This window comes from Shinella lacus (assembly GCF_010994755.1).
In the GTDB taxonomy this organism is placed as follows: domain Bacteria; phylum Pseudomonadota; class Alphaproteobacteria; order Rhizobiales; family Rhizobiaceae; genus Shinella; species Shinella lacus.
On sequence record NZ_WHSB02000006.1, the window covers coordinates 305552 to 323025 of the forward strand.

Here is a 17474-nt window from a genome sequence, read left to right on the forward strand (position 1 = left end):
AGGCGGCCGGCAGGCACTCTTTATTTACGTCGACGGCAATCCAGCGGTCGGAACATGTGGAGAGATGCCATGAAGATCGTTGTGATCGGAGGCAGTGGCCTCATCGGATCGAAGCTCGTCAAGGCCCTTGTCGAACGAGGCCATGAGGCACTTGCCGCCTCGCCCAGCACGGGCGTCAATACCATCACCCGCAAGGGGCTCGCCGAAGCGCTCGCTGGCGCAGACGTCGTCATCGACGTGGCGAATGCGCCAGTCTGGGAGGACGCGGCCGTGCTCGACTTTTTCGAGACCTCGGGGCGCAACCTTCTCGCCGCAGAGGCTGCCGCCGGCGTTCGCCACCACGTCGCCCTGTCGATTGTCGGCAGCGAACGGCTGCCCGGCAACGGCTATTTCCGGGCGAAGGTCGCGCAGGAAAACCTGATCAAGGCCTCCGGCATCGCCTACACCATCCTGCGCGCCACGCAATTCTTCGAGTTCGTTGGCGGTATTGCGCAGTCCATCGCCGACGGCGAGGAAATCCGCGTGTCGCCAGCGCTGTTCCAGCCCGTCGCATCTGACGACGTTGTCGATACGCTCGCCGACCTCGCGCTGGCGCCTCCGGTGAACGGCACGATTGAAGTCGCCGGCCCGCAGGCCATCCCGCTTGATGAAGCGGTTCGCGGCTTTGCACAGGCGACGGGCGACAGACGCAAGGTCATTGCCGATATCCGTGCGCGTTATTTCGGCGCCATTCTCGACGACCGCTCGCTGACGCCAGGCCGCAATCCGCGCCTTGGCACGATCTGTTTTACAGACTGGCTTGGCCAGCAGGCCGGGGGAAACTGAGATGACGGAACAGCTTCAGGAAGAAGGTGCCGCCACGCCAGCGACGAAGTCCGGGAAGGGAAGGAAGATCGCCGGCCTCATGCTGTGCCTTTTGGCTGTGGCAATCGGGGCCGGAGGCTGGGTCTTTGCCCGCTCGGGCGATACGGCATCGACCGACAACGCCTATGTGCGCGGCGACGTCACCTCGCTTGCGCCGAAGATTTCCGGCTATGTCACGCAGGTCGAGGTTAACGACAATCAGACGGTCGCGGCTGGCGACGTGCTGTTTCGGATCGATGACCGCGATTATCGCGCACGGCTGGCGCAGGCGGCGGCCAATGTCGAGGCAGCAGACGCCCGCCTCGCCAATGTCGACGCCGAGGTGCGGCTTCAAGGCATGCTCATTCGGCAGGCTGAGGCCCAGCGTCGGTCGGCCATTGCCGAGTTGGACCTTGCGACCAAGGCGTCCGACCGGCAGCGCGGCCTTATCCTCAGCAATGCCGTCAGCCAGGCGCGCGTCGATGAAAGCGATTCCGCGCGGGCGCGGGCGGAGGCGAACCTTGCTGCGGCTTCCGCACTGGTCGAGGCCCAGCAGCAGCGCACTGTCGTGCTCGCCGCCCAGCGCGAAGCCGCCGTCGCCGCCGTGGCGCAGGCCAAGGCCGCGCGAGATCTTGCCGAGATCGACGTCGACAGCACTGTCGTTCGCGCGCCGGTCGGCGGCGTCGTCGGCAACCGCCAGGTGCGCGTCGGTCGGCTCGTTGCGCCCGGCGTCTCGCTGCTCGATATCGTTCCGGTCGACGACGTCTGGCTGGTGGCGAATTTCAAGGAAACCCAGCTCGAACATATCCGTCCGGGCCAGCGGGTCCGCATCACCGTGGATGGCTATCCCGACGAGACGCTGGAAGGCGTGGTGGACAGTTTCGCGCCGGGTAGCGGCTCGGCCTTCAGTCTGCTTCCCGCTGACAATGCGACCGGAAACTTCGTCCGCGTCGTGCAGCGCGTTCCCGTCAAAATCCGTTTTGCCGGCAATCCGTTGCCCGGCCGCCTGGTACCCGGCCTTTCCGCCCGTGTCGCCGTCGATCTTGGAGACAGGCCATGACCGTCATCCTCGCCGATATGCCGTCCCGCGGCCGGTCGATGGCCGGGCCACTGTTCGTCGGCGGCATCGCGCTGGCCGCGCTGACCGAAGCGATCGCCAGCACTGTCCTGGCACTTGGCCGTGCCGACATGATCGGCGACACCTATGCCACGCCTGACGAATTCGCGTGGCTGGACATCGGCTACACTGCGCTCAAGCTGATCGGCTTCATGGCCGCGGCCGGGCTGATGGACCGCTTCAATCTTCGCAATCTTATCCTCGGCGCGACCCTTGTCATGGGGGGCGCGTGTGCGATCGCTGCCGTCACGGCGCGCCTCGATGTCTTGATCGCCCTCCGGCTCCTGCAGGGTTTTTCCGGCGGCGTCTTGCTGGTGGCGGGCCAGGCGGCGATCTTCCTCGCCTATCCGGCATCCCGCCAACCTGTCCTGCAATGCCTGTTCGCCATCGGCTCCGTCGTTGCCCCCGCGACGATCGCGCCCGCCTTGGAGGGCTGGTTGCTCGACAGCCATTCCTGGACATGGATTTTCTTCTGCGTCGTGCCCGTTGCGCTGGCAGCGACCGGGCTTCTCCTCGCCGCCGAAGATCCGATCACGGCGAAGATGGCACGCCGACCCTTCGACGGGATAGGCTTCGTGCTCCTTGCCATCACACTGTTCTGCCTCACTTATGTTTTCAGCCAGGGCAGTCGCTGGGACTGGTTCGAGGCACCGCATCTCCTGTGGTTGGCGGTGATCGCCGCTGCCGCCTTGGTGACGTTCCTCGGCCGTCAGCTCTTTGCCGCGGAGCGGGGCCTCGTCGATGCAACCCTGTTCGCGTCCGCGGATTTTACATTCGCCTTCATCGTCAGTTTCGTGGCGGGCGCCGCACTTTTCGGCAGCGCTTTCCTGATCCCGTCCTTCGCCGTCTCCGTGCTCGCCTTCACGCCCACCGATGCCGGTCTGCTGCTGCTGCCGAGTGGCGCGCTGTTCGTCGTCGCGCTGCTTATCGCTGCCTTTCTGGTGCAGGTGCGCAGCGTCCCTCCCTTCGCCACCGTGCCCTTCGGCATTCTGATGATCATGGCGGCGATGTGGATGCTGTCAGGGTCGAGCGGCGAGAGCGGCGCGCCGGACATGATGGCAGCGATCCTGCTGCGCGGTTTTGGCCTCGGCTTCCTGTTTCTGTCGATCACCCTGATCGCCTTCAGCAGGCTTGACGGGCGTAATCTTGCCGCCGGGATCGGCCTTTTCAACAGCGGCCGCCAGCTTGGCGGGCTGATGGGCGTTGCCGGGCTCCAGACGCTGATCGACCAGGCCACGGTGGCAAACACTGCCGTCATCGGCGCCAATGTCACGGCAGGAACGCCCGCCGTCGTCGAACGGCTGACTGCCACGACGGCCCTGTTCAGCGCGAAGGGTCTCGACGCGGCCGCCGCCGGCCGCGCGGCGACCAGCCTTCTCGGCAGGTCGGTGACCGGCCAGTCGACAGTGATCGCCTTCGACACCGCCTTCGCCGCCGTTGCCCTACTCTTCCTCTTTGCCGCTCCCGTGCTGGTCGCTATCAAGATCACGCTTGCCAAACGCACCAGAAGGGCACAGCCGAAAGGTGACATCCCGGGCGCGTCGTAGCGCATCAGCCCCATGGAGCTGGCAAGCCGACCAAGCGAGAGTACGGCGAACGCATTCCGAAAAGGTCCGCAACCGGGCCGTTACGCATAAATATGGTTTTCGTGAAGTTTTCGGGAAAGGTCTGAACCGCCTGAATTTTAAGCGGTTCAAGCTGGTCGGAGTGGAGTGATTCGAACACTCGACCCCCACGTCCCGAACGTGGTGCGCTACCAGACTGCGCTACACTCCGTGACCAGCGGCGCTTCCTATAGATCAGGCTTTTCGTTTCGACAAGCGCAAAATGTCAAAAAAATTCGAGAGCTTGGGCAAAACCCCGGCTGGCCGGGAAATTTTTCTTTGTCGGCTCAGCGTCGGCGGGAACCGAAAAGCGGCTGTTGCGTTTGGCGAGCCATGGAACAGATCCTCGCCGACTTCTTTCCGCCGACGCGATTGCCCTATCCAGTCATCCTGGCCCGTATGGTGGGGGCCATCGTGCTGAGCGGGGTGATCGGTGCGGAGAGGGAGTACCGGGAGCATCCGGCGGGACTGCGCACCCATATCCTGGTGGCGTTGTCGGCCTGCGTCTTCGCCATTCTCTCGATCGAGAGCGTGCATATGGTGGGCTTTGCCGACGAGCAGGTGCAGATCGATCCCCTGCGCGTCATCGAGGCGGTCACCGCCGGCGTCGCCTTCCTTGCGGCCGGCATGATCGTCTTCTCGCGGGGTGAGGTAAAAGGCCTGACGACCGGGGCAGGGATGTGGCTCGCCGGCTCTGTCGGACTGTGCGTGGGCCTCGGCTATTGGTTCATTGCCGTCTTCGCAACGGTTGCCTGCTTCGTCGTGCTTTTCATCATCGGAAGGCTTGAAATCAAGACGGATGGCGGGACAAAACGGGCTGGCCGGCACGATAAAGATGACAGTTGAACTCTTGTTTTCAGGCGGTTCGTCGGAATTCTGTTGATTTACGAATAAATCGCGCCCTATACCGTCTTCCATTGAGGTGGCTCGCGTTTTGCGAGCACCCCCGCATCCGGCCGCTCGCGGCAGGGCGGTCGAGTGGCCCTTCGCCGCTCGGACAACGGCCGGAGATCGGCCGAACCTCCGGCGTCGATCTTTAAAGAGACAATGTGATGCGTCCATCGGGCAAAGCCGGTGTGGAAGAACTCAGAGCCGTGCTGAAATCGAGCGCCGCGGGCTTCCTCGCCATCGGCTTCTTCAGTTTCTTCGTGAACCTGCTCGTGCTCACCGGCCCGCTGTTCATGCTGCAGATCTACGACCGAGTGCTGTCCTCTCGTTCGGAGGCGACGCTGGTGGCGCTGACGGGGCTGATTATCGGCCTCTATATGGTCATGGGCGTGCTGGACCATATCCGCAGCCGCGTCGCGGCGCGCATCGGCGCCCGCTTCCAGGCCCGCTTCGACAAGCGCGTCTTCAACGCCGTGCTCGATCGCACCAACCTGCACGCGCAGGGCGTCTCCACCGTCACCGGCATGCGCGATCTCGACGCGATCCAGAAGGTGCTGTCCTCGCCAGCGCTCTTCACGGTGTTCGATATTCCGTGGACGCCGTTCTTCCTCTTCATCATCTTCACGTTCCATCCCTGGATGGGCATGCTCGGCGTTGCCGGCGGCCTCATCCTCGTGGCGCTCACCTGGCTCAACCAGAACGGCACGAAAGATGACCAGGAAAAGGCGATGATCGCGGGCCGCCTCAGCGACGAGATGACCCAGACCTTGCAGAAGGAAAGCGACACCGTGCGCGCGCTCGGCATGCGCCGCGCCGTCGCCGGCCGCTGGCAGCTCTTGCGTGACAGGGCGCTCGAAGCCAACATCCACTATTCCGACAGCAACGGTTTCTATTCGATCTCTTCGAAAACCTTCCGCGTCTTCCTGCAATCGGCGATCCTGGCGCTCGGCGCCTATTTGGTGCTGAAGAACGAGATCACCGCCGGCGCAATGATCGCAAGCTCCATCATCATCGGCCGTGCGCTTGCCCCCATCGAGGGCGCCATCGGCCAATGGTCTCTCATCCAGCGCGCCATGCAGGGCTGGAAGCAGCTTTCCGAGCTGCTCGGCCGCGTGCCGGAGGAGACGGCCCGCACCGCGCTGCCGAAGCCCCGCGCCCTGCTGGAGGTCGAGCAGGTGACGGTGGTGCCGCCGGGCGAGCAGGTCGCGACGCTGCGCATGCTGAATTTCGAACTCAGGCCCGGCCAGGCGCTCGGCGTCATCGGCCAGAGCGCATCGGGCAAGTCGACGCTGGCGCGCGTGCTCACCGGCATCTGGCCGCCCGCCGCCGGCAAGGTGCGCCTCGATGGTGCCTCGCTCGAACAATACGGCACGGACGGCCTTGCCGACCATGTCGGCTACCTGCCGCAGGATGTCGTGCTGTTCGAAGGCACGGTGGCGGAAAACATCGCCCGCATGGCGCTCGATCCCGATCCGATGATGGTGGTGGAGGCGGCCAAGAAGGCCGGCGCGCATGACATGATCCTGCGACTGCCGGATGGCTACGACACGAAGCTGCCGGCCATGGGCGGCCGGCTGTCCGGCGGCCAGAAGCAGCGCGTCGGCCTCGCCCGCGCGCTCTATGGCGATCCGGTGCTGCTGGTGCTCGACGAACCCAACTCCAACCTCGACGCCGAGGGCTCGATGGCGCTCAACCTCGCCATCCGCAACATGAAGGCGGATGGCAAGTCCATCGTCATCATGGCGCATCGCCCGGCGGCGATCGAGGAATGCGAACTGATCCTGATCATGGAAAACGGCCAGCGCCTTGCCTTCGGCCCGCGCGACGACGTGCTGCGCGCGCATCTGCGCAACCACACGCAGGTCGTCGCCGGCACCGGCGGCAGCAACAAATAAGGGGTTTCGGCCAATGAAAAAGGAAACGGCACCCAGGGACCGCAAGTGGGCCAGCAGCGGCTATGCGATTGCCGGCTATGCGACGGTCTTCGTGCTGCTCGGCGGCATGGGCGCCTGGGCGGCGCTGACGCGCATCAACGGCGCGGTCGTCGCCAGCGGCATCATCGAGGTCGCCAGCAACCGCCAGATCGTGCAGCACCTGACGGGCGGCGTCGTCGGCGAAATCCGCGTCAAGGAAGGCGATACGGTCAAGGCGGGCGACGTGATGATGCGCCTCGACGACACCTTCGACCGCTCCGAACTCGCCGTCATCGAGGGCCAGCTCTTCAGCCTGCTCGGCACCGCCGCGCGGCTTCAGGCGGAACAGGACGAGAAGACCGAGATCACCTTCGATCCGGAACTGCTGAAGGTCGCGGCGAGTGATCCCGACGTCGCCGAAATCGTTGCCGGCCAGAAGCGGCTGATGGAAGCGCGTGCCGAAACGCGCGGCAAGCAGGCCGGCCAGCTTCAGGAAAAGAAGGCGCAGATCGGCAAGCAGAACGAGGGCCTGGAAAGCCGCATCAAGGCGCTGCAAACCCAGCAGGGCCTGATCGGCAAGGAACTGGACGCCCAGAACAAGCTGCTCGCCCAGTCGCTCACCAATGCCAGCCGCGTGCTCGCCCTTCAGCGCGAGGAGGCGGAAATCCTCGGCACGATCAGCCAAGCGCGCGCCAACATCGCGGAGAATACCGGCCGCGTCGCCGAAATCGAGATCGCCATCCTCAACATCCACTCGACGGTGCGCGAGGAGGCGACGACGACGCTGCGCGAGATCGAGGCGAAGGTCGCCGAACTCCGGGAAAACCGCAACGCCAAGCTGGAGACGCTGAGCCGCATGGACATCACCGCGCCGATGTCGGGCATCGTGCTCGGCATGCAGGTGCATGCGCTGCGCTCCGTCATCCGCCCGGCCGATCCGCTGCTCTACATCATCCCGCAGGAGCATGATCTCGTCATCTCCACGCAGATTTCGCCCACCCAGATCGACCAGGTCCATGTGGGCCAGATGGCGCATATCCGCTTTGCCGCCTTCGACCACCGCTCGACGCCGGAAATCTTCGGCCATGTGACGAAGGTCGCGGCCGACGTGCTCGCCGACCAGCGCACCGGTGCGACCTATTACAAGGCGGAGATCAAGCCGGATGTCGGCGAAATGCTGAAGCTCGGCGACAAGCACGTCATGCCCGGCATGCCGGTGGAAACCTTCATCCAGACCACCGAACGCTCGCCGCTCGAATATCTGGTAAAGCCGCTCGCCGACTATTTCGCCAAGGCGTTCCGCGAGCGCTGAAGGTTCGCATTACCATTCGCTGATGGAACAATTTTGCCGCCCGGGCATTTCCCGATCAACGCAATGTTGGAAAGGAAACCACAATGGCTCGGGCTTTGATCCTCTGGTTGATGGGTGTGCCGCTCTTCCTCGTTCTCGTGCTCTGGTACTTCTTCTTCTGAGCGGAAAACGCTAGGCCGCTGGCGTGTCGCCTGCCAGTCGTGAAAACATTCTGAAATCATGAAAGGCACCCTTGAACCAGGCTTTCTGGCGAAGGGTGCCTTCATATTGGAAGCCCGCTCTTTCCAGCACCCGGTCCGAGGCCGGATTGCCTGACAAGGTCCAGGCTTCGATGCGGTTGAGAGCGAATCGCGCGAAGCCGCAGGCGACGACCGCCGCCACCGCCTCCCGCATATATCCCTTGCCCCAGAACGCCGGATCAAGCTCGTAGCCGATCTGCGCGCAGCGCGCCTCGTGCTCGATGCGGTTGAAGCGGACCGCGCCGATGAGGCTGCCGGACGTGCGTTCCTCGATCATCCAGGCGCAGCCCTTGCCCTTCGCGAAGACCTCGCACATCCACTTCAGCGTCCGGTCCGTCTGCTTGCGCGTCGGCGCATCGGGCAGGTTGGAGAAGCGCGACACGTCGGGAACGGACAGGATGGCGTGGAAGGTGTCGCGATCCTCCATGCGCGGCGCGCGAAGCCGGAGGCGGTCGGTGGCGAGTGTCGGATAGTCGATCGTGAGGCGGGACGTCATGGCCCGCAACATTGCAGAAATGGAGCGTGCTGCAAGCTGGCCCGGGCAAAAAGTGATAGTGCCCAAACGAAAGCGGCGCTCATGGAGCGCCGCTTGCAGATCCTATGGCGAAGCCGGGACTATTCATCCAGATCGGCCAGAATTTCCGCAGCCCGGCCGGCACTGGTGTGGCGCACGTCCACATCCTGGCGGCGGTTGGCGAAGAGTTCGGTGGCCATGATCTTTTCGGCGAGGTCGGCGGGCAGCGACAGCAGCACGCGCTGGTCGTCCTTGTGGATGCCGCCGATTTCCGAGCGGCGGCCCGTGATCATGCCGCCGGCCACCGTGTTGTTGGTGTCCGGGTCGATCAGGATGAAGGCGCCGGTCGTGCGGTTCTGCTCGTAGGTGTCGAAGATCGCCTGCTCGTCGAAGACGAGATGGACCTTGCCGATGCCGTTCATGCCGAGCTTTTCGGCCGAATGCCACTTCGAGGTTTTCAGGTCGAGCTGGCTCACCGGCTCGATGCTCACGCGCTGACGGCGCGAGCCGCTCTTCAGCCAGTAGCGCTTGCCCGGCTCGATGCCTTCCGGCTGGAGGGCGACGAGCTGCGCGTCGAAGCCGCGGCCGGTCATCGGCTGGCTGTCGATGGCGACGATCATATCGCCGCGCGACACGTCCACCTGGCGGTCAAGCACCAGCGTGATCGCGTCACCCGCGACGGCGGCGTTGCGCACGAGGTCGAAGGTGACGATCTTGGTGACATTCGCCACCATGCCCGAGGGCAGGATGACGACAGAATCGCCCGGCTTCACCGAGCCGCCGGCAACGGTGCCCTGATAGCCGCGGAAACTTTCGCCGGGGCGGGAGACGCGCTGCACGGGCAGACGGAAGCCGACAGTCTGGTTGGAGCGGGTGGTGGCCTTTTCCAGCGTCTCGATCAGCGTCGGGCCTTCGTACCAGGGCATGTTGGCTCGGCCGTCATAGACGACGTTCTCGCCCTTCAGCGCCGACATCGGGATGGCGGTGATCTGCTTGACACCCAGCGTCAGCGCGAACTCCTTGAAGTCGTGCACGATCTGCTCGAAGCCGGCACGGTCGTAGTTCGTCAGGTCGATCTTGTTGACGGCAAGCACGAACTGGCGAATGCCCATCAGCGACGCGATCGTGGCGTGGCGGCGGGTCTGTTCGAGAATGCCGGCGCGTGCATCGATCAGCAGCACGGCAAGGTCCGCCGTCGAGGCGCCGGTTGCCATGTTGCGGGTATATTGTTCGTGGCCGGGCGTATCGGCGACGATGAACGAGCGGCGGTCCGTCGCAAAATAGCGATAGGCGACGTCGATGGTGATGCCCTGTTCGCGTTCGGCCTGGAGACCATCGAGCAGCAGCGCGAAATCGGGCAGGCCGAGGTCGTTCTGCTTGCCGCTGTCACGGTGCAGGGTCGCAGCCTGGTCTTCCTTGACGGCCTTGGTGTCCCAGAGCAGGCGGCCGATCAGCGTCGACTTGCCGTCGTCGACCGAGCCGCAGGTGATGAGGCGGAGCGGGCGGGAATCGCGGATCGCGCGCGCTTGGTCGCTGGCCGTTTCGAGAACCGATTCGTCCACGGTGAAAACCTCGGCGGTTGCGGTGGCGGATGCGGTCATCTCAGAAGTACCCTTCACGTTTCTTCTTTTCCATGGAGCCGGACTGGTCGCGGTCGATCGCGCGGCCCTGGCGTTCGGAGACAGTGGCGGTCTCCAGCTCGGCGATGATGTCGTCGAGCGTGGTGGCCTGCGAGCGGATGGCGCCCGTCAGCGGGAAGCAGCCGAGCGTGCGGAAGCGGATGACACCTTCCTGCTTGACTTCACCCGGCAGCAGTTCGAGACGCGGGTCCTCGGCGAGGATCATCATGCCGTCGCGTTCGACGAAGGAACGCTTTTCCGCGAAATAGAGCGGGACGATCGGGATCTCTTCCGCCTGGATATAACGCCAGATATCGACCTCGGTCCAGTTGGAGAGCGGGAAGGCGCGCACGCTTTCGCCGTTGCGGATCATGCCGTTGTAGATGTTCCACAGTTCCGGGCGCTGGTTGCGCGGGTCCCAGCGGTGGTCCGGCGTGCGGAAGGAATAGATGCGCTCCTTGGCGCGCGAGGCTTCCTCGTCGCGGCGCGCACCGCCGAAGGCCGCATCGAACTTGCCGGCGTCGAGCGCGTGGCGCAGCGCCTCGGTCTTCATGATGTCGGTGTAGAGCGCCGAACCGTGGGTGAACGGCGTGACGTTCTCCGCCGCACCGCGCGGATTGATGTGCTCGATCAGGTCGAGATCGTAATCGGCGACGACCTTGTCGCGAAACGCGATCATTTCCGCGAACTTCCAGCCCGTGTTGACGTGCAGGAGCGGGAAGGGCACGCGGCCGGGATAGAAGGCCTTGCGCGCAAGATGCAGGAGGACGGAGGAATCCTTGCCGATCGAATAGAGCATCACCGGACGCTCGAACTCGGCGGCGACTTCGCGGAAGATGTGGATCGCTTCGTTTTCCAGTGCCTTCAGATGCGGATCGAGCGGCGGCTTCGACGTTGCATTCTGCTTCGCTTCCGCTTCGTGACGGGTATCGGACATGAAAGGGTAGTCTCCGGATTGATGCGCCTGGTAGAGGCGAAAGATTGTCAAAGGGCGCTCGACTCGAGGGATGGGATCGCCGATTCCGGCACGTGCAGGCCGCATTCGCGCTTCTCGTCGTTTTCCCACCACCAGCGGCCGGCCCGCTCGGGCTCGCCCGGCTTGATGGCGCGCGTACAGGGCTCGCAGCCGATCGACGGATAACCGCGCTTGTGCATCGGGTTCACCGGCACGGCATTGTCGGCGACATAGGCGTTGATGCGCGTCATGTCCCAGTCGGCCAGCGGGTTGATCTTGATGAGGTTGCGCTCGGCATCGAACTCCGCGAACGGCGTGTCGGCACGGTTGCCGGACTGGCCGCGGCGAAGCCCGGTGATCCAGAAGGATGCCCCTTCGAGCGCGCGCGCAAGCGGCTTCAGCTTGCGCACGCCACAACAGGCGTGGCGGGCTTCGACGCTTTCGTAGAAGCCGTTGAGGCCATATTGCTTGGCGTAGGCGTCGATATCGTCCTGCACCGGGCGATAGCGCGTGATGGTGATGCCATATTGCTCTTCGGTCTCGTCGATGAGGTCGACGGTCTCCTTGAAGAGCCGGCCGGTCTCCAGCGTCACGACATCGACGGGCAGGCGATCTATGCCGATCGCCGCGGTGATGACCTGGTCTTCGATGCCGAGGCTGGTGGTGAACACGGCACGGCCGCCCAACTCCGCCACGAGCGCGATGCGCCCGGCGAGGTCGAGTTCGGCGAGTTTGTCATTGAGGGCCTGCGCGGTCCCGTTTCCGGTGAGAGCAGTCATTTCATTCCATGCCTTTACGAGAATTGAGGGGATTATCGCAGCCTTGCCCCCGCCAAGACAGCAAAACGGATTTCTGAAATGTCGGCGCGGGAGCAAATATCTCTCCATCTCACGCCGAGCGCAGAAATCCTGCCGCCTTTCAGCATCCATGCATGTAGCAGAGAGGCCGTCAAAAAACTTGACAGCAAAAATCAGATTTAATAGCTGACTACCCCAGTCATGTTATTAATGGGCCTGTGCGGCTCTTCGGGAAGGACAGCGAGATGGCGATCAAGATCACGGTCAAGGATGCAAACAGCGACGGCAAGGGCATCAACTTCGCCGCCTATCTCGCCAGCTTCAACAGGACCTACCTTCGCGATGGCTACGGCTCCTTCAACAGCGCCGACCCGATGGCGATGAGCGGCACGCAATATGCCACCACCAACGCCAAGGACTTCGGCGCCTTCCTGACGGCCGGCAAGACGAAGTGGGACTACGACCTGATGACCCACAAGGTCACCGGCTCGCTGAGTGCCATCACCTTCGGCAATTCCATCGACCTGTCGGGCTCGCGCTTCAAGGCGGTGTCCGATATCGAGATCACCGGTCTCAACGTCACCGATAAGACAGTGGGCGGCCAGATCCTCGCCGACATCATGGGCGGCAAGAACACCGATGGCGGCGCGACGACCAGCCTTGAAAAGATCCTCAAGGCCAATGCCATCGACTATCGCGGCAGCAATGGCAGCGACACGTTCACCGGCTTCGGCAAGGCCGACAAGATCTCCGGCAATGGCGGCAACGACACGCTGAAGGGCGGCGCTGGCAACGATGCGATTTCGGGTGGCGCGGGCAATGACAAGCTCTACGGCGACGCCGGCAACGACAAGCTTACCGGTGGCGCCGGCAACGACACGCTCGACGGTGGCGCCGGAAACGATCGCCTTTCCGGTGGTGCTGGCAACGACACCTTCATCTTCAAGAAGGCCCAGGGCAACGACACGATCACCGACTTCTCCGCCGGCGGCGCCAAGGGCGACGTGATCCGCCTCGACAAGTCCTTGCTCTCGAGCTTCAAGGACGTGCTGGCGCATGCCGACGATTCGTCCAGCGGCGTGGTCATCGACTACGGCAACAACACGATCAAGCTTGCCGGCGTCGACAAGGCCGACCTGCACGCCAACGATTTCTTCTTCTTCTGAGCCTCCGGTCGGAAGCGGTGAGGAAGGCCGGGCGTCTGCCCGGCCTTTTCCGTTTGGGCGACCCGTTCAACTATCCTTGAACGGCCTCGCCGGCGGCTTGGTGTATCCTGCCTTCGGGGCTGACCCTCGGAGGACAACGCCGTGCAGACCGAAACCATCCGGATCGTCACCTTCGCCGCTGCCGCGACGATGACAGCCTTCGCCGCCTTTGCCCACCATGGCTGGACCTGGGCCGAGGAAAAGCAGACCGAACTCACCGGCACCATCCGCACCGTGATGATCGCGCCGCCGCATCCAGCACTGGAGGTCGAGACGGCCTCGGACGGCGTGTGGAAGGTCGAACTCGGCAATCCGCGCCAGACCGAGCGCTCCGGCTTCGTGGAAGGCTCGGCGAATCCCGGCGACGAGATCGTCGTGCTCGGCAACCGCTCGCTCGACCAGGACGAGAAGCGCATGAAGGCGGTGCGCATCACCGTCGCGGGCAAGGTCTTCGATATCTATCCCGACCGCATCGAGACGAACTGACAGGCGGCCCGCATGGAGGCGCTCGCCTGGCTCTCGACGACGCCGGTCGCCGCAGCGCTCAAGGCGTCCGGCACGCTCTATCTCGTCGTCAACGCCGCCCACATCCTGTCGATCGGCCTCATCGTCGGGGCGATCCTGCCGCTCGACCTGCGGCTGATCGGCGTGGTCCGCGCAGCGCCCATCGCGGCTATCGGCCCGCTGCTGTCGCGCACCGCGGCAACGGGCATCGTTTTCGCGATCGTGACCGGCCTCTGTCTTTTCTCCGTCCGGCCGCAGGAATACGCGCAAAACCCGGCCTTCCTGGCCAAGGTCGGGCTCGTCGCACTCGGCATCGCCAATGCCCTCGTCTTGCATCTGCGCAGCGGGTGGCGCATGGCGATGTCGACGGACAGCGCCACGCCCGCCCTGCGCGTGCAGGCAGCGTTCTCGCTCGTGATCTGGATTGGCGCCGTCCTGGCGGGGCGCTGGATCGGCTTTATCTGATGCCGCGATCGGGGTGTGGCACGAGCCTGCCCCAGCGTTCGTCCCACAGGTCCTCCTCGTCGACGACGACGAGATTGCGCGGGTTGACGTCGCCGGCAATCAGCCGTCTGGCGTCGGTCAGCGCTTCCTCGGCGGGAAGCGGAATCGTGTCCTGTGCCTGCGCCGGATCGGTGATGAAGGCGCAGGGGCCAGTGATGCCGTGGATCAAGGTGACGACGAGATCGGTCTCCTTGCTGATGTCGATGCGCGAAACCTTTTGGTAGACGGTCATGGGCTCCCCTTGGAACGGTTGCCCGCCTTAACCCCTTGGAACCGTTCTGGTTCCCAAGTTTTTACCGGTCGCTCACCGCAGCGCGCGGGTTGGTCCACGGCTCCTGGTTGGAGCGCGCCAGCGGTTGCCTGCCAAGGATGTGGTCGGCCGCTTTCTCGCCGGTCATGATCGACGGCGCATTGAGGTTGCCATAGGTGACATGCGGGAAGATCGAGCTGTCGGCGACCCGCAGCCCATCGACGCCGATCACGCGCGTTTCCGGATCTACCACCGCCATCGGGTCGCTCGCCGCCCCCATGCGGCAGGTGCCGCAAGGGTGATAGGCGCTCTCCAGATGCTCGCGCAGGAAGGCATCGATCTGCTCGTCCGTCTCGACGCCGGCGCCCGGCTGGATTTCCGGCCCGCGGAATTCGTCGAAGGCCTTCTGGCCGAAGATCGCGCGCGTCAGCCGTACGCAGTGCCGGAATTTCTCCCAGTCTTCCGCATGGCTCATATAGTTGAAGCGGATCACCGGATCGGCCATCGCATCGCCGGACCGCAGCGTCACGCTGCCGCGCGACTTCGACAGGTTGAAGCCGACATGCGCCTGGAAGCCGTGGCTCTTCGCCGCCGCCTTGCCGTCGTAGGAAATCGCGACCGGCAGGAAATGATACTGGATGTCCGGCTGCTTCAGCCCCGGTGCCGAGCGCAGGAAGGCGCAGGCCTCGAACTGGTTGGAAGCGCCGAGCCCACCCTTGGACAGCAGCCATTGCGCCCCCGCCACCCCCTGCCAGAACCACGGCAACCAGGAATAGAGCGAGACGGGTTTGGTCGAGACCTGCTGGAAATAGAATTCCATATGGTCCTGCAGATTGGCGCCGACGCCCGGCCGGTCGGCCTTCACCTCGATGCCCATGTCCTTCAGATGCGCGGCCGGCCCGACGCCGGAGAGCATCAGGAGCTTCGGCGAATTGAAGGAGGAGGCCGACAGGATCACCTCGCGGTTCGCCTTCACCACTTCGATCTTGCCATTACGCTCGATCTCGACGCCGGTCGCCCGCCCGTTCTCAATGACGATCTTTCGCGCGAAGCAATGGACCAGCGAAACGTTCGGCCGCTTCATGGCGGGGCGCAGATAGGCGTTCGCCGCCGACCAGCGCCGGCCATTGTGGATCGTCTGCTCCATCAGGCCGAACCCTTCCTGCTTGGAGCCGTTATAATCCTCGGTAAGCTCGAACCCCGCCTGCTTGCCCGCCTGGATGAAGGCGTGGAAGAGCGGATTGGTCACCGGCCCGCGCTGCACATGCAGCGGCCCATCCGTGCCCCGCCAGCCGGTTTCCCCGCCATGCGAGGTCTCCATGCGCTTGTAGTAGGGCAGCACGTCCGCATAGGCCCAGCCCCGCGCGCCAAGCTCTTCCCAGCGGTTGAAGTCCTCCGCATGGCCCCGCACATAGACCAACCCGTTGATCGACGACGACCCGCCGATCACCTTTCCGCGCGGCGCGGTGATGCGCCGGTTGTTGAGGTTCGGCTCGGGTTCGGAAAGATAGCCCCAGTTGTACCGCTTCATGCTCATCGGCCAGGCAAGCGCCGCCGGCATCTGGATGAACGGCCCGATATCCGACCCGCCATATTCCAGCACCATGACCGTATGCTTGCCATCCTCCGAAAGCCGGTAAGCGAGCGCGGAGCCAGCGGAGCCGGAGCCGACGATGATGTAGTCTGCGTTCTGCATGGCGGTCCCCAGCCAGGTTTTGTTCATGCGTTCATCGACGAGCGACCGCTCAATACGGCGCCTCGACCTTGCCCATCGAGACGTAGACCGTCTTCAGCTCGGAATAGTGCTCCAGCGCCGCCAGCGAGTTCTCGCGGCCGAAGCCGGATTGCTTGGAGCCGCCGAAGGGGATTTCCACGGGGGCGAGGTTGTAGGTGTTGATCCACAGCGTGCCGGCTTCGAGCTGGTCGACGACGCGGTGGGCGCGGGTGATGTCCGATGTGAAGACGCCGCCGGAGAGGCCGAATTCCGTGGCGTTGCCGCGGGCGATCACCTCGGCCTCATGGTCGAAATCGAGCACGCACATGACGGGGCCGAAGATTTCCTCGCGCGCGATCGTCATCTCGTCCGTCACGTCGGAAAAGACGGTCGGCTGGATGTAGTAGCCGTCGCCCGAGACGTCATTCGGGATGCCGCCGCCGGTCAGCAGCGTCGCACCCTCCGCCTTGCCCTTCTCGATATAGTCGAGAACCTTGTCGCGCTGGGCTTTCGAGACCATCGGGCCGAGTTGCGTCGCTTCCTCCATCGGGTCGCCGATCAGGATCTTTTCCGTGCGCTCCTTGAGACGCGACAGGAACTTGTCCTTGATGCCCTTCTGCACGAAGACGCGGGTGCCGTTCGAGCAGACCTGGCCGGTCGAGTAGAAGTTGCCGAGCATGGCGCCGCCGATGGCGCTTTCGAGGTCGGCGTCGTCGAAGACGATGAGCGGCGACTTGCCGCCGAGTTCCATCGTGACATGCTTGAGGTCGGAGGCGGCAGCCCCCGCCACCTTCTTGCCGGTCGGCACGGAGCCGGTCAGCGAGACCTTGGCGACATCCTTGTGGTTGACGAGCAGCGGCCCGGTCGTCCGGTCCCCTTGGATGACGTTGTAGAGCCCCTTCGGCAGCCCGGCCTCGACGAGGATTTCGGCGATTTTCAGCGCGCCGAGCGGCGTGTTTTCGGACGGTTTGAACACCATGGCGTTGCCGCAAATGAGAGCAGGCGCGCCCTTCCAGCAGGCGATCTGCTGCGGGTAGTTCCACGCGCCGATGCCGACGCAGACGCCGAGCGGCACGCGCTTGGTGAAGGCGAAATCCTGGCCGAGCGGGATGTAGTCGCCGTTGAGGCCTGCCGCCGCGATGCCGCCGAAGAATTCGAAGGCGTCGGCGCCCGAGGTCGGGTCGGCGACGATGGTTTCCTGGATCGGCTTGCCGGTATCGAGCGTTTCGAGTTCCGAAAGCTCGCGGTTGCGCTCGCGCACGATCTCGGCGGCGCGCTTCAGCACGCGGCCGCGCGCGGTGGGGCTCAGTGCGGCCCATTCCTTCTGCGCGCGCTTGGCGGACGCAATGGCCTTTTCGACGATCGCGGGCGTCGCGGCGTGGAGCTTCGCGATCACCTCGCCGGTGGCGGGGTAAAGGCTCTCGAAGGACGTGCCGGCGGCGTCTTCCACATACTCGCCGTCGATGAAATGCGAGGCTTTCGGTTGGGCTCTCATC

16 protein-coding genes and 1 tRNA gene are annotated in these 17474 nt (G+C 64.3%); 9 read left to right on the plus strand and 8 right to left on the minus strand.

Annotated elements, in window-relative coordinates:
- Positions 1-69: 69 nt before the first annotated feature.
- The 3 genes from GB927_RS18490 to GB927_RS18500 are packed head-to-tail and all read left to right on the plus strand — an operon-like array spanning position 70 to position 3507.
- On the plus strand, positions 70-825 hold the full coding sequence (locus tag GB927_RS18490) for an SDR family oxidoreductase (protein WP_256118667.1): 756 nt from the start codon (positions 70-72) through the stop codon (positions 823-825).
- A 1-nt stretch (position 826) separates the two neighbouring features.
- A complete protein-coding gene (locus tag GB927_RS18495; RefSeq protein ID WP_256118668.1) occupies positions 827-1903 on the plus strand; it encodes an HlyD family secretion protein in 1077 nt (358 codons plus the stop codon).
- Entirely contained in the window at positions 1900-3507 is a 1608-nt protein-coding gene (locus tag GB927_RS18500) for an MFS transporter (RefSeq protein ID WP_256118669.1), read from the plus strand. Before GB927_RS18495 ends, GB927_RS18500 begins: the two co-directional genes overlap by 4 nt.
- Positions 3508-3659: 152 nt before the next feature.
- Here GB927_RS18500 and GB927_RS18505 read toward each other — a convergent pair.
- Positions 3660-3736 (minus strand) — tRNA-Pro (locus GB927_RS18505).
- A gap of 161 nt (positions 3737-3897) precedes the next feature.
- On the opposite strand from GB927_RS18505, the gene GB927_RS18510 reads away from it, so the two are divergent.
- From GB927_RS18510 to GB927_RS18520, 3 genes are all read left to right on the plus strand, one after another.
- Positions 3898-4410, plus strand: coding sequence for an MgtC/SapB family protein (locus tag GB927_RS18510; RefSeq protein WP_256118670.1), 513 nt, complete (start codon positions 3898-3900; stop codon positions 4408-4410).
- Between the two features lie 206 nt (positions 4411-4616).
- The gene (locus tag GB927_RS18515; protein ID WP_256118747.1) at positions 4617-6347 is read left to right on the plus strand and encodes a type I secretion system permease/ATPase; all 1731 of its coding nucleotides are present in this window, start codon (positions 4617-4619) and stop codon (positions 6345-6347) included.
- A 13-nt stretch (positions 6348-6360) separates the two neighbouring features.
- Complete coding sequence (locus GB927_RS18520) at positions 6361-7677, plus strand: HlyD family type I secretion periplasmic adaptor subunit (protein WP_256118671.1); 1317 nt, start codon at positions 6361-6363, stop codon at positions 7675-7677.
- A gap of 171 nt (positions 7678-7848) precedes the next feature.
- On the opposite strand, the gene GB927_RS18525 is transcribed toward GB927_RS18520, so the two are convergent.
- From GB927_RS18525 to GB927_RS18540, 4 genes are all read right to left on the minus strand, one after another.
- Positions 7849-8412: a GNAT family N-acetyltransferase gene (locus tag GB927_RS18525; RefSeq protein ID WP_256118672.1), complete on the minus strand. Its 564-nt coding sequence runs from the start codon at positions 8410-8412 to the stop codon at positions 7849-7851.
- Positions 8413-8531: 119 nt separating this feature from the next.
- Positions 8532-10031, minus strand: a complete 1500-nt coding sequence (gene cysN / locus GB927_RS18530) for a sulfate adenylyltransferase subunit CysN (RefSeq protein ID WP_256118673.1) — start codon at positions 10029-10031, stop codon at positions 8532-8534.
- 1 nt (position 10032) lies between these two features.
- Positions 10033-10986 carry a sulfate adenylyltransferase subunit CysD gene (gene cysD, locus GB927_RS18535; protein WP_256118674.1) on the minus strand — a complete coding sequence of 318 codons (954 nt, stop codon included), beginning with the start codon at positions 10984-10986 and terminating at the stop codon, positions 10033-10035.
- 47 nt (positions 10987-11033) lie between these two features.
- Positions 11034-11783 carry a phosphoadenylyl-sulfate reductase gene (locus GB927_RS18540; protein WP_256118675.1) on the minus strand — a complete coding sequence of 250 codons (750 nt, stop codon included), beginning with the start codon at positions 11781-11783 and terminating at the stop codon, positions 11034-11036.
- Between the two features lie 263 nt (positions 11784-12046).
- Here GB927_RS18540 and GB927_RS34295 point away from each other — a divergent pair, with 263 nt between their 5' ends.
- From GB927_RS34295 to GB927_RS18555, 3 genes are all read left to right on the plus strand, one after another.
- A complete protein-coding gene (locus tag GB927_RS34295) occupies positions 12047-12967 on the plus strand; it encodes a calcium-binding protein (protein WP_305111858.1) in 921 nt (306 codons plus the stop codon).
- A gap of 189 nt (positions 12968-13156) precedes the next feature.
- Positions 13157-13492 (plus strand): DUF6152 family protein, encoded by a 336-nt coding sequence (locus tag GB927_RS18550; RefSeq protein WP_256118748.1) that lies wholly within the window; start codon positions 13157-13159, stop codon positions 13490-13492.
- Positions 13493-13504: 12 nt separating this feature from the next.
- A complete protein-coding gene (locus tag GB927_RS18555) occupies positions 13505-13975 on the plus strand; it encodes a DUF6644 family protein (RefSeq protein ID WP_256118676.1) in 471 nt (156 codons plus the stop codon).
- Here the strand turns inward: GB927_RS18555 and GB927_RS18560 are convergent.
- The 3 genes from GB927_RS18560 to betB form a co-directional block, all read right to left on the minus strand.
- Positions 13968-14246 (minus strand): hypothetical protein, encoded by a 279-nt coding sequence (locus GB927_RS18560; protein ID WP_256118677.1) that lies wholly within the window; start codon positions 14244-14246, stop codon positions 13968-13970. The genes GB927_RS18555 and GB927_RS18560 overlap by 8 nt on opposite strands.
- A gap of 61 nt (positions 14247-14307) precedes the next feature.
- Positions 14308-15960 (minus strand): choline dehydrogenase, encoded by a 1653-nt coding sequence (betA, locus tag GB927_RS18565; RefSeq protein ID WP_256118678.1) that lies wholly within the window; start codon positions 15958-15960, stop codon positions 14308-14310.
- Between the two features lie 49 nt (positions 15961-16009).
- Positions 16010-17473, minus strand: a complete 1464-nt coding sequence (betB, locus tag GB927_RS18570) for a betaine-aldehyde dehydrogenase (protein ID WP_256118679.1) — start codon at positions 17471-17473, stop codon at positions 16010-16012.
- Position 17474 lies beyond the last annotated feature (1 nt).

Coding starts and splice junctions, on each gene's coding strand:
- GB927_RS18555 (WP_256118676.1), top strand. CDS start 13,505: ATGGAGGCGCTCGCCTGGCTCTCGACGACGCCGGTCGCCGCAGCGCTC.
- cysD (WP_256118674.1), bottom strand. CDS start 10,986: ATGTCCGATACCCGTCACGAAGCGGAAGCGAAGCAGAATGCAACGTCG.
- betB (WP_256118679.1), bottom strand. CDS start 17,473: ATGAGAGCCCAACCGAAAGCCTCGCATTTCATCGACGGCGAGTATGTG.
- GB927_RS18525 (WP_256118672.1), bottom strand. CDS start 8,412: ATGACGTCCCGCCTCACGATCGACTATCCGACACTCGCCACCGACCGC.
- GB927_RS18550 (WP_256118748.1), top strand. CDS start 13,157: ATGACAGCCTTCGCCGCCTTTGCCCACCATGGCTGGACCTGGGCCGAG.
- cysN (WP_256118673.1), bottom strand. CDS start 10,031: ATGACCGCATCCGCCACCGCAACCGCCGAGGTTTTCACCGTGGACGAA.
- GB927_RS18490 (WP_256118667.1), top strand. CDS start 70: ATGAAGATCGTTGTGATCGGAGGCAGTGGCCTCATCGGATCGAAGCTC.
- GB927_RS18515 (WP_256118747.1), top strand. CDS start 4,617: ATGCGTCCATCGGGCAAAGCCGGTGTGGAAGAACTCAGAGCCGTGCTG.
- betA (WP_256118678.1), bottom strand. CDS start 15,960: ATGCAGAACGCAGACTACATCATCGTCGGCTCCGGCTCCGCTGGCTCC.
- GB927_RS18520 (WP_256118671.1), top strand. CDS start 6,361: ATGAAAAAGGAAACGGCACCCAGGGACCGCAAGTGGGCCAGCAGCGGC.
- GB927_RS34295 (WP_305111858.1), top strand. CDS start 12,047: ATGGCGATCAAGATCACGGTCAAGGATGCAAACAGCGACGGCAAGGGC.
- GB927_RS18510 (WP_256118670.1), top strand. CDS start 3,898: ATGGAACAGATCCTCGCCGACTTCTTTCCGCCGACGCGATTGCCCTAT.
- GB927_RS18560 (WP_256118677.1), bottom strand. CDS start 14,246: ATGACCGTCTACCAAAAGGTTTCGCGCATCGACATCAGCAAGGAGACC.
- GB927_RS18500 (WP_256118669.1), top strand. CDS start 1,900: ATGACCGTCATCCTCGCCGATATGCCGTCCCGCGGCCGGTCGATGGCC.
- GB927_RS18540 (WP_256118675.1), bottom strand. CDS start 11,783: ATGACTGCTCTCACCGGAAACGGGACCGCGCAGGCCCTCAATGACAAA.
- GB927_RS18495 (WP_256118668.1), top strand. CDS start 827: ATGACGGAACAGCTTCAGGAAGAAGGTGCCGCCACGCCAGCGACGAAG.